The sequence below is a fragment of the Methylobacterium sp. J-030 genome, assembly GCF_022829545.1.
In the GTDB taxonomy this organism is placed as follows: domain Bacteria; phylum Pseudomonadota; class Alphaproteobacteria; order Rhizobiales; family Beijerinckiaceae; genus Methylobacterium.
Window position 1 is genome coordinate 45,441 of the sequence record NZ_JAKSYM010000313.1, and the last position, 10,869, is coordinate 56,309.

Here is a 10,869-nt window from a genome sequence, read left to right on the forward strand (position 1 = left end):
CCGGCAGAGAAAATCCTGTTCGCGCCATCCGTCAACCGCGCCGGCGATCCGAAGGGCTGCTCGCTCGTTTGTGTGAACCGACGCCCACGCTTCGAGGCCCCATGCCGGGACGATCTTTCTTGACGATTCACCGTTCGCCGACGGCCCTGGCGTTCGGCGCCCTTGCCCTGGTGCTCTCTCTCGCGGCGGGCCGGGCGGCCGAGACGCCGGCCTCGACCGTTCCAGTACCCCCGCCTCTCCCGCCGGAGCGGCCGGAGGCGCTGAAGGCGCCGCCCGTGCCCGAGGCGCCTCCGCCGACGCCGCCGGCCCGCCCGGCCGAGCTGACGCCCCCCGCTGCCAAACCCAGCGAGGCCACCGAAACGCCGGCGGCGGAGAAGCCCGAAATCCCGACTCCGCCCCCGACCCCGCCCGGACGGCCGCCGGAGCTTTCCGGCGAGGCGGCCCTGGCACTTAAGGTCGCAGCGCCGGACGACACCGCGTGCCGGACCCGGCTGAAGCGGCTCGGCGTCGCGTTCGAGCCCCTGCCGCCGATCGCCGACGGCCAGTGCACGGCGCCGCTGCCGCTGAAGGTCGTACGGCTCGCCGACGATGTCGCGCTGCCGCAGGGCGCGACGCTCACCTGCCGGTCGGCCGAAGCCCTCGCGCGCTGGGTGACCGAGGTTCAGATCGAGGCGGATCGGACCCTCAAGCACGGATTGACGGGCCTCGAACTCGGCGGCTCCTACGTCTGCCGCGGTCAGAACCACGACGTCGATGCAAAGCTCAGCGAGCACGCCTTCGCCAACGCCGTCGACGTGATGGGTTTCACCTTTGCGGGTCGCGGCAGCATCGCGGTGAAGGCGATGCCGGAGGGAACCGACGAGGCACAGTTCCTGAACGCCGTCCGCGGCAAGGCCTGCGGCTTTTTCCGCACGGTCCTGGGGCCGGGCACGAACGCGGCCCACGCCAATCACTTCCACCTCGACGAGCGCGAGCGGACCGCCGGCCATCGTCTCTGTGAATGACGCGGGTGGAACGTTCGGGCAGACGCGGCATTTCTGCGTGCGAAGCGCCTACGCTTCCGGAGACGGCGATCTCAATGAGTCCGAAACCCTGGCGGCCGGTCCTTGCGGCGCTCTCGGCGACGCTTCTGGCAACCAGCCTCGCGATGCCGGCTGCCGAAGCCCGCCCGAGCGCGAAAGCCGTGGACCGCGAAGCGCCATCGCCTGCTCTCACCGCGGAGGCCGTCAACACGGCGTCGCTGTCGCCGCCGGCCGATGACAGGTCGTCCGCCAAGGGGCAGAGCAAAGACAAGGCGGGGGACGACAAGCCCGATCCGCTGATCGTCAAAGCCCAGGTGCTGCTGGATCGCGCCCACTTCTATCCCGGCGCCATCGATGGCCTGCTGGGCGACAATTACAAGCGGGCGCTGTCCGCCTTCGCGACGGCGCAGGGCCTTCCCGCCACGCAGGCGCTGACGCCGGAGGTCTGGGACAAGCTCAAGGCCACGAGCGACAAGCCCGTGGTCACGGACTACACCATCACGGAAGCCGACGTTAAGGGCCCCTACGTCGACACGATCCCGCCCAAGATGGAGCAGCAGGCCGATCTGAAGGCGATGAGCTACACGAACCCGCGGGAAATGCTGGCCGAACGCTTTCACATGGCCCGCGCGCTGGTCACGACGCTCAATCCGGACAAACCCCTCGACAAGGCCGGTACGACGATCTCGGTGGCGGCAGTAGACCCGATGGGGACCGACAAGCCGAAGGCGAAGGAGTTGCCGCAGGACCCCAAGGTCGAGCGCATCGAAGTCGACAAGAGCAGTCGCGACGTGCGTGCTTTCGGAACGGACGGGAAACTGTTGGCCTATTACCCCGCTTCGATCGGCAGCACCGAGAAGCCGGCTCCGAGCGGTGACACGAAGGTCAAGGGCGTCGCGTTCGATCCCGACTATACTTATAACCCGAAATACGCATTCAAAGGCGTGAAAGCGCAGCACAAGTTCACCATCCAGTCCGGTCCGAATAACCCGGTTGGACTCGTCTGGATCGACCTTGCGATCCCGAGTTACGGTATCCACGGGACGCCAGAGCCTGAGAAGGTCGGTAAGACCGAATCCCATGGTTGCATCCGGCTGACCAATTGGAATGCCCGCGATCTTGCGGCCCACGTCGCGCGCGGTGCGAAGGTCAGCTTCAAGGACGAATGACGCCGTCGCCCGCCGATTGGGCGGTCCTCGCTGCGAATATGTAACATCGGTTAACATACTGCGCGAACACCGGCCGGGAACGGCTCAGGAACGCTTGACACGTTGCGCGTTACGGGCGACGCCACAGGCTGCCTCGTGAACCGTTCGTCGTGGCGGCGTTGCGTATTTCTGGACGCCGACCAAGCGGTTCTCGAGTAAAACCAATCGGACGGCTTGGTCCCCGGTGCGGGGGCGCTCGAAGGGAAGACGGCCCGGCGTGACTGCTGACTCCAACGATGATGTTCTCAACGGCGTCCGCGTACTCGTCGTGGAGGATGAGGCTGCGATCTCGATGCTGCTGGAGGACATGCTGCTCGATTTCGGCTGCGCCGTCGTCGGACCGGCCGCGCGCCTGTCCTCCGCCCTCGAAATGGCCGCCCAGGAGACGTTCGAGGTCGCGATCCTCGATGTGAACGTGGCCGGTGAGCCGATCTATCCGGTCGCCGAGGCGATCGCGAAGCGCGATCTCCCGCTGGTCTTCTCGACCGGCTACGGCGGCGCCGGCATCCGGGAGCCGTTCCGTGATCGGCCGGTGGTTCAGAAGCCCTTCAGTCAAGCTGAGCTGAAGCGCACGCTGATCGGCGCCATCCGCGCTGCCAGAGCTTGATCCGGCGGCCGTCGCGTCACAGGCCTTCGATCGTGAACGCGTCGGCGACATGCGCCGGCCATTCACGGGCGCCGACGAATACGGCATCCGCCCGGAACGTCATGCTCGTGCACCAGGGATTGTGCCCGATCCAGGATCTGACGGCCCTGGAGAAGCGGCGCTTCTTGGCCGCGTCGATCGCCTCCCGGGCGTCATCGCGCCGGGACCGCGCCTTGACCTCCACGAACGCGATCGTGTTCCAGCGCTGGACGACGAGGTCGATCTCGCCCCCCGCGAAACTCACGCGCCGGCCGATCGGCCAATAACCCTTCAGCATCAGCGCCGCCAGGGCCAGCCACTCCGCGCGATGGCCGCGTCGATAGGCCGCCCGGCGCTTCCCGGCCTGTTCAGGCCGCGCATCGGTCATCCCTCGCTCCGCGCCAGGGCGAGCGCCCGCGTGTAGACGAGGCGGCGCGGCTGCCCGGTCTCATCGGCCACGAGGCTTGCGGCATCCTTGATCGAGTGCCGCTCCAGAGCCGTGCGGAGCAGGGCATCGAGGGCTTCGTCATCGTCCGCGGTACGCTCCACGGCGGTGGCGGCGCCGATGATCACGACGATCTCGCCCTTCGGCGGCCCGTCCTCGGCGAAGCGCTGGCTGAGGCCGCCGAGGGTGTCGCGGCGGATCGTCTCGTAGAGTTTGGTCAATTCCCGGGTCACCGCAGCGGGGCGGTCGGTCCCCAGCACCGCGGCGGCATCGCTCAGCATCTCGGGCAGCCGGTGCGGCGATTCGAACAGGACCAGCGTGCCCGGCACCTGGATCAATGCCTCCAGGCGGTTGCGCCGGGCGCCGGCTTTCTGCGGTAGAAACCCCTCGAAGAAGAACCGGTCGGTCGGCAGGCCCGCCGCGACCAGGGCGGTCATCACCGCCGAGGGACCGGGAACCGGTGTGATCGGGATCCCGGCCTCGATGACCGCCTGGACCAGCTTGTAGCCCGGGTCCGAGACGAGGGGCGTGCCCGCATCCGAGACGAGCGCCAGAGCCGCGCCGGCCCGCAGCCGGCCGACCATCCGCTCATGCACGGCATCGTTCGAATGCTCGTGATAGGCGAGCAGCGGCGTCGTGATGCCGTAGTGGGCGAGCAGGTTCCGCGTCACGCGGGTATCCTCGGCAAGAACCGCATCGGCCGCCGCGAGGGTGGCGAGCGCGCGGATGGTGATATCGCGCAGGTTGCCGATCGGCGTGGCCACGATGTGTAGGCCAGGGGCGAGCGGTTCAGCCTCGCTCGCCAGCCCGAAGGCCGTGAAGGTGGTGCTCCGCGGCCGGTCGGCTGGCTTCTGGGATGGGACTGTCGGCGACGCGGAGCGCCCCGAGGTGTCGAATCGGCGGGTCATGGCTGGCGATCTTGCCACACTGGGCGTCTCTCGTCGCGCGGGAGCCGCGTCGCCGGGAGCAAGTCCTTCGCGGTGCGTTTACATTTTCGGATCCCACGATCACGTTGCCATGGCCTGCCCGAAGGAGACCGCGCCATGACGCGCCTGATCGGCGCGCCGGTCCGTCTTGCGCGCGTCACCGCCCTGAGCGCCCTCATGTGCGCAGCGCTGCTGCCCCTCGGCGGCTGCCTCGGCAGCGATGATGGCCGGCGCAGGCCGCCTCCGCAGGCCAGCCTCGCACCCCCCGTCGAGGTGCCGCAGGCGGTTCCGTCGGCAGCCACGCCGGTGCCGGGCGTGCCTGGGTCGGTCACCCCCATGGCGTCGCCCGGGCCGCGGATCGGCGGCGGCTCGGTGAAGGTCGCCCTCGTCCTGCCGCTTACCGGACAGGGATCGGCCGTCGGCACCGCCATGCGCAACGCCGCGCAGCTGGCCTTCGAGGAGGCGCAGCAGCCGGACCTGACGATCCTCGTGGAGGACGACCGTGGCACGCCCGACGGGGCGCGGGACGCCACCCAGGAGGCCCTGCGGCAGGGCGCCGAGATCGTCCTCGGCCCCCTCTTCGCCGGCAGCGTCCAATCCGCGGCCGCGGTGGCGAAGACAAGTGGCAAGCCGGTGATCGGCTTCTCGACCGACGTCACCGTGGCTGCACTCAACGTCTATCTCCTGAGCTTCCTGCCGCAGCCGGAGGTCGACCGGGTGGTCGAGGATTCGGTGGCGGGCGGCAAGCGCTCCTTCGCCGCGCTCATCCCCGAGACCGCCTACGGCAACGCCGTCGAGGCGGCCTTCCGCGAGACGGTGGCACGCCGGGGCGCCCGCGTGGCGGCGGTGGAACGCTACCCGGCGGGCGCTCCGGGCCCGGCGGTGGAGCGGTTGGCCCGCGTCATCACGGGTCCCGGCGCGACGGCCGACGCGCTGTTCATCCCGGACACCGCCGAGACGCTGCCGGCCGTCGCCGCCGCGCTGACCAAGGCCGGCTTCTCCCCGGCCCGGGTGCGGCCGGTCGGCACGGCCCTGTGGAACGAACCGGCGCTGTTCGCCCTCCCGGCCCTTCAGGGCGGCCATTTCGCCGCGCCGGACCGCAGCGGCTTCTCGGCGTTCAGCGGGCGTTATCAGGCGCGGTTCGGCGCCGTTCCGCCACGCGTCACATCCCTGACCTACGACGCCGTCACGCTCGCCGCGGCGCTCGCCCGGCAATACGGCTCGCAGCGCTTCGCGGGAGCGACCTTGACCAACGGAGCCGGTTTCGCCGGGGTGGACGGCACCTTCCGCTTCCGTCCCGACGGGCAGAGCGAACGAGCGCTGGCCGTCTACGAGATCCGCAACAACGCCGCGACGGTGGTGAGCCCGGCCCCTCGGGTTCTGGCCAAGCCCGGCCTCTGATCAGCCGGCGAGTTCGGCCACGATCGCGTTGAGAACCGGTGCGCCCCAAGCGGTGACGGCGATGCGGCCGCCGGGACGCCGCTCCAGCAGTCCGTCGCCCGCCAGCATGCCGATCCGGTTGTCGTTGAGGGGCCGACCCTTCAGGGCGGCGTAGCGCTCCGGATCGATCCCCTCGCGCAGCCGCAGGCCCATCACCAGGAACTCGTCGGCCTGATCGGCCGGCGAAAGCGCCTCGGTCTCGACGATGCCGTGGCCGTCGCCCTCGACCCGGGCGAGCCACGCCTCGGGCCCGCGCTCTGTCACGGTGCCGATCCGACCCGCCTCGGTGACGAGGCGCCCGTGCGCGCCGGGACCGATCCCCGCATATTCGCCGTAGCGCCAGTAGAGCAGGTTGTGGCGCGATTCCGCGCCGGGCCGGGCATGGTTCGAAATTTCGTAGGCGGGCAACCCGGCCCGTGCGCAGAGTTCCTGCGTCACGTCGTAGAGCGCGCGCGCCATGTCGTCGTCCGGGACCACAAGTTTGCCCGCGTTGGCGAGGCCGTGGAAGGGCGTGCCCGGCTCGATGGTGAGCTGGTACAGGGACAGATGCTCGCCGGCCCGCTCCAGCGCCTCGCCCAGCTCGTCCCGCCACATCGCGAGTGTCTGGCCCGGCCGGGCATAGATCAGGTCGAAGGATGTGCGCGCGAAGGTCGCCTGGGCGACGCGGATCGCATCGCGCGCCTGCCCCACGTCGTGCAAGCGGCCGAGCGCCCGAAGCGATGCGTCGTCCAGCGCCTGCACGCCGAGCGAAACCCGGTTGACCCCGGCTGCGCGATAGCCGCGGAAGCGGGCCGCCTCCACGCTCGACGGGTTGGCCTCCAGGGTGATCTCCGCGTCCTTCGCCACCGGCCAGTGCGCCGCCACGGCGTCGAGCAGGCCGGCGACCGTGGCGGGCTGCATCAGCGATGGGGTGCCGCCGCCGAGGAAGATGCTGGTGACGGTGCGGCCGGGCGTCCGCGCGGCGGCATGGTCGATCTCGGCCCGGAAGGCGTCGAGGAAGCGCGGCTCGTCAACGCGGGCGTGGCGGACGTGGCTGTTGAAGTCGCAGTACGGGCACTTCGCGGCGCAGAAAGGCCAGTGCAGGTAGATGCCGAAACCCACGTCGCGGGTCGGATGGTCCGGGCCGGTCGCTTGCATGATGGCGGGGATGTGAGCGCCGCAACCCGGTTTGGCAATCAGGCGCCGGGCGCGAGGCAGGCCCGGCTCAGTTCCACGAAGGCCCGGGCACGGTGCGACAGGCCCTGACCCCGCTGCCAATCGACGCCGTGCTTCTCCTCCGCGCTCATCTCGCCGAAGGTCCGGTCGTGCCCGTCCGGCCGGAAGATCGGATCGTAGCCGAAGCCGGCCGAGCCGCGGAGTTCCACGAGGTCGCCGAACACCCGGCCCTCGAACAGCTCGGTGTGGCCGTCCGGCCATGCGAGCACCAGGGCCGAGACGAAATGCGCGCGGCGATCCGATGCGCCGCGCCGGTCGAGTTCCGAAAAGATCCGCGCCATGGCGCCGGCAAAGTCCTTGGTCGGGCCGGCCCAGCGGGCGGAAAAGATACCCGGCGCTCCGTCGAGGGCGTCGACGCACAGGCCTGAATCGTCCGCGAAGGCCGGGAGGCCAGTGGCGTCGGCGGCGGCCTTGGCTTTGATCGCGGCGTTCTCGGCGAACATCGTGCCGGTCTCGTCCGGCTCGGGCAGGCCGAGTTCGCCGGCCGATACGGCTTCGATCCCGAACGGCGCCAGCAGCGCGCGCATCTCGGCGAGCTTGCCGGCATTGTGCGTGGCGATGACGACCTTCCCCGTCAGCCGCCGGCTCACGCGATCGCCTCCTTCTGGAGGGCGACCAGCCGGTCGGTGCCGGCGCGGGCAAGGCGCAGCAGCTCGAGGAGCTGAGCTTCCGAGAACGGCTCCATCTCGGCGGTGCCCTGCACCTCGACGATGCCGCCGCGGCCGGTGAGCACGAAGTTGGCATCGGTCTCGGCCGCCGAATCCTCGGCGTAGTCGAGATCGAGTACCGGCGTGCCCTTGTAGAGGCCGCAGGAGACGGCCGCGACGTGGTCGCGCAGCGGATCGACCGAGATGATCGAGCGCGCCCGCATCCAGCCGAAGCAATCGTGCAGCGCCACCCAGGCGCCCGTGATCGCGGCGGTGCGGGTGCCGCCATCGGCCTGGATCACGTCGCAATCCACGGTGACCTGCCGTTCGCCCAGCGCCTGCAGGTTGGTCACGGCCCGGAGCGACCGGCCGATCAGGCGCTGGATCTCCTGTGTCCGCCCCGAGGGCTTGCCGGAACCGATTTCGCGGCGGGTGCGTTCGTGCGTCGCACGCGGGAGCATGGCGTATTCGGCCGTGACCCAGCCCTTGCCCGAACCGCGCAACCACGGCGGTCCGCGCTCCTCCAGCGAGGCGGTGCAGAGCACCCGGGTGTTGCCGAAGCTGACGAGGCACGAGCCCTCGGCGTAGCGCGAGACCGCGCGCTCCAGGCTCACGGGCCGCAACTCGTCGGCGCCACGCTTGGAAGGCCGCATTGCGGACCCCTTCTGTGAGGAAAGTCGAGGGCCGGGCTCTTAGGCCGCCGGGTCCGCGCCGGCAAGCGGCGCAGGCGAACCGCTTGAGACGGATTGATCCCGAGCGGGCGGTTGGACATGATCGGACCACAGGATCAAAGCGTGACAGACCCGAACCCGCGATTTCCCGATTGTCCATCGATGCAAGCGCTTGCCGCGCTCAACGAACGCGCCCGGGAGATCTTCCGGCAGATCGTCGAGAGCTATCTCACCACGGGTGAGCCGGTGGGCTCGCGCAACCTCGCGCGAATCCTCCCGATGGCCCTGTCACCGGCGTCGATCCGCAACGTGATGGCGGATCTGGAGCATTCCGGCCTCATCTTCGCGCCGCACACCTCGGCCGGCCGGCTGCCGACGGAACTCGGCCTGCGCTTCTTCGTCGACGCGATGCTGGAACTCGGCGACGTCGGCCAGGACGAGCAGGCTCGGATCGAGGCGCAGATGCGGGCCGCGGCCTCGGGCCACACCTTCGATTCGGCGCTGGCCGAAGCCTCCACCATGCTGTCGGGCATCTCGCGCGGCGCCGGCGTGGTGCTGACCACCAAGGCGAACGTGAACCTGAAGCACATCGAGTTCGTGCGCCTGGACCCGGCCCGGGCGCTCGTCGTGATGGTCTCCGACGATGGCTCCGTCGAGAATCGCCTCGTGGACCTGCCGCCCGGCCTGCCCGCCAGCGCGCTGCGGGAGGCGACGAACTTCCTGAACGCCCGCCTCCAGGGCCGGACCCTCGGCTCCCTGCGCGCGGAGATCGAGGCCGGCCGTCAGGCGATGAAGCGCGAACTCGACGCCCTGACCGAGCGCCTCGTAGATGCCGGGCTCGCGACGCCGGTCGGCCCCACCGAGGCGCGCCAACTGATCGTGCGCGGGCAGGCGAACCTCCTCGGCGACCTCAAGGCCGCCGAGGATCTGGAGCGTATCCGCCTGCTGTTCAACGATCTGGAGAGCCAGAAGGACGTCATCGACCTCCTCGCCCGGGCCGAAGGGGGGGACGGCGTGCGCATCTTCATCGGCTCCGAGAACAAGCTGTTCTCGCTCTCGGGCTCGTCGCTGATCGCCGCGCCGTTCCGGGACGGAGCCCAGAAGATCGTCGGCGTGGTCGGGGTGATCGGGCCGACGCGGCTGAACTACGCACGCATCGTGCCGATGGTCGATTACACCGCTCGCGTGGTGTCGAAACTTCTGGACGGGGGGCGGTGACGCGACCGTTGCTGTGCCCGGCGCGGGGCGCGTCATCTTCGGGAGCGGGATTGGCAGCGGTGACCGCCGATCCCTGGCATTCACCGTTTCCGGTGTTGCCGTGTCCAGAGACGAATGCGCGGCGCAGTGTGACCCGCCGTTCGCTTTTCTGGACCATGCCGGAGCGATGACCATCCTCTGCACTCCCGGCCGCGCGCGGCCTTCGCAGGTTAGTCGGTCAAGCTCACGACCCGTTTCAGCCGGCCGGGCTTTCGGAGTAATCATGCATCGGCGGTATGCCAGCGGCTGCTGCACGCTTTGACAAGTTTGCGCCGAACTCGTCAGCTCGCTGCCGAAGGCGACTCGCTGTCGTGAATGACATTGGCCTGGAAGAGGCGTAGGGCGGCGTCTTCGGCGCGACCTTTGGCGGGACGGATCGACATGCCTGATCTGGGCAATGACCTGACTTTTGCTTTCGTCTCGCTGGGCATGGCCCTGACGCCGGGGCCGAATATGGTCTATCTGATCTCCCGCTCGATCGCGCAGGGGCGGACGGCCGGCCTGATCTCGCTCGGCGGCATCCTCGCGGGCCATATCGTCTACATGGTGTGTGCAGCCGTGGGCCTGACGGCGCTGCTCATCGCGGTCCCTTACGCCTACGATGCCGTCCGCCTCGCCGGCGCACTCTACCTCCTGTACCTCGCGTGGCAGGCGGTCCGGCCCAACGGCCGATCCCCGTTCGAGGTCCGCGACCTGCCGAAGGACAGCCGGCGCAGGCTCTTCATGATGGGTCTGCTGACCAACCTGCTCAACCCGAAGATCGCGGTCCTGTACCTGTCGCTGCTCCCTCAAATCATCGTCCCCGAGAACGGAAGCGTGCTAGCCCAGGCTCTGATCTTTTGCGGCACGCAGCTCGCCGTCAGCGTGGGGATGAATGCCGTCTTCGTCCTTGCCGCCGGGACGATCGCCGCATTCTTCAACCAGCGCCCGCTCTGGAGCGTCGTGCAGCGCTGGGTGATGGGGACGGTGCTGGCGTCGCTCGCGGTCCGCATGGTGGCCGACGCTCACCGCTGATCGCGCCGCGATCGGCGGTGATACGTCCATCGTGCGGCCCGGTGGTCAACGCCGCACGCCGAAACAAGGTCGGTCCGGCGTGCGGCATTCGTCGTGGGCCGGTCAGCCCGGGATCACGTCCACGATCTCGTAGGTGTCGGGATCGACGATCACGATGTCATCGCGCACCAGGACGAAGTCGTAGCCCTCGTATTCCGGCACGATCTCGACGAGGGACGGCGGCAGCCGGTGCAGGCCCACCGAGCGCGGGATCGCCGTGCCGACCGCCAGACCGAAGGCGACGTCCCGGAGCGGCGAGACGCCCAGGCGGGTGATTGACGAGCGGAACTCGGTGCGCTGCCGCGTGTCGAGCCGGCCCGCCGCACCGCGGACCGAGCCGCCATCACGCACGCCTGCACG

12 protein-coding genes are annotated in these 10,869 nt (G+C 69.6%); 6 read left to right on the forward strand and 6 right to left on the reverse strand.

Going from position 1 to position 10,869, the window contains the following annotated elements:
* The first annotated feature begins 101 nt into the window (after window positions 1-101).
* The 3 genes from MKK75_RS23405 to MKK75_RS23415 all read left to right on the forward strand — a co-directional run bounded on the left by MKK75_RS23405 (window position 102) and on the right by MKK75_RS23415 (window position 2,837).
* Window positions 102-1,004, forward strand: a complete 903-nt coding sequence (locus tag MKK75_RS23405) for an extensin family protein (RefSeq protein WP_244044913.1) — start codon at window positions 102-104, stop codon at window positions 1,002-1,004.
* A gap of 74 nt (window positions 1,005-1,078) precedes the next feature.
* Complete coding sequence (locus MKK75_RS23410; protein WP_244044914.1) at window positions 1,079-2,191, forward strand: L,D-transpeptidase; 1,113 nt, start codon at window positions 1,079-1,081, stop codon at window positions 2,189-2,191.
* Between the two features lie 256 nt (window positions 2,192-2,447).
* A complete protein-coding gene (locus tag MKK75_RS23415; protein ID WP_243920087.1) occupies window positions 2,448-2,837 on the forward strand; it encodes a response regulator in 390 nt (129 codons plus the stop codon).
* A 16-nt stretch (window positions 2,838-2,853) separates the two neighbouring features.
* On the opposite strand, the gene MKK75_RS23420 is transcribed toward MKK75_RS23415, so the two are convergent.
* On the reverse strand, window positions 2,854-3,243 hold the full coding sequence (locus MKK75_RS23420; protein ID WP_244044915.1) for a YraN family protein: 390 nt from the start codon (window positions 3,241-3,243) through the stop codon (window positions 2,854-2,856).
* Window positions 3,240-4,208, reverse strand: coding sequence for a 16S rRNA (cytidine(1402)-2'-O)-methyltransferase (gene rsmI, locus MKK75_RS23425; RefSeq protein WP_244044916.1), 969 nt, complete (start codon window positions 4,206-4,208; stop codon window positions 3,240-3,242). The genes MKK75_RS23420 and rsmI overlap by 4 nt, the downstream gene beginning before the upstream one ends.
* Window positions 4,209-4,343: 135 nt before the next feature.
* Between rsmI and MKK75_RS23430 the strand changes: the two genes are divergently transcribed.
* Window positions 4,344-5,627 carry a penicillin-binding protein activator gene (locus MKK75_RS23430; RefSeq protein WP_244044917.1) on the forward strand — a complete coding sequence of 428 codons (1,284 nt, stop codon included), beginning with the start codon at window positions 4,344-4,346 and terminating at the stop codon, window positions 5,625-5,627.
* On the opposite strand, the gene hemW is transcribed toward MKK75_RS23430, so the two are convergent.
* From hemW to rph, 3 genes are read right to left on the reverse strand one after another with little or no spacing between them, the layout of a single operon-like run.
* Window positions 5,628-6,803: a radical SAM family heme chaperone HemW gene (hemW, locus tag MKK75_RS23435; RefSeq protein WP_244044918.1), complete on the reverse strand. Its 1,176-nt coding sequence runs from the start codon at window positions 6,801-6,803 to the stop codon at window positions 5,628-5,630.
* Between the two features lie 38 nt (window positions 6,804-6,841).
* Window positions 6,842-7,471, reverse strand: a complete 630-nt coding sequence (gene rdgB, locus MKK75_RS23440) for an RdgB/HAM1 family non-canonical purine NTP pyrophosphatase (protein ID WP_244044919.1) — start codon at window positions 7,469-7,471, stop codon at window positions 6,842-6,844.
* On the reverse strand, window positions 7,468-8,181 hold the full coding sequence (gene rph, locus MKK75_RS23445; protein ID WP_244044920.1) for a ribonuclease PH: 714 nt from the start codon (window positions 8,179-8,181) through the stop codon (window positions 7,468-7,470). The genes rdgB and rph overlap by 4 nt, the downstream gene beginning before the upstream one ends.
* Window positions 8,182-8,361: 180 nt before the next feature.
* On the opposite strand from rph, the gene hrcA reads away from it, so the two are divergent.
* Together hrcA and MKK75_RS23455 are read left to right on the forward strand one after the other, a co-directional pair.
* Window positions 8,362-9,417: a heat-inducible transcriptional repressor HrcA gene (gene hrcA / locus MKK75_RS23450; protein WP_244044921.1), complete on the forward strand. Its 1,056-nt coding sequence runs from the start codon at window positions 8,362-8,364 to the stop codon at window positions 9,415-9,417.
* Window positions 9,418-9,837: 420 nt separating this feature from the next.
* The gene (locus MKK75_RS23455) at window positions 9,838-10,470 is read left to right on the forward strand and encodes a LysE family translocator (protein WP_244044922.1); all 633 of its coding nucleotides are present in this window, start codon (window positions 9,838-9,840) and stop codon (window positions 10,468-10,470) included.
* Between the two features lie 102 nt (window positions 10,471-10,572).
* On the opposite strand, the gene MKK75_RS36175 is transcribed toward MKK75_RS23455, so the two are convergent.
* A complete protein-coding gene (locus MKK75_RS36175; RefSeq protein ID WP_313901888.1) occupies window positions 10,573-10,860 on the reverse strand; it encodes a DUF1236 domain-containing protein in 288 nt (95 codons plus the stop codon).
* Between the last annotated feature and the right edge of the window lie 9 nt (window positions 10,861-10,869).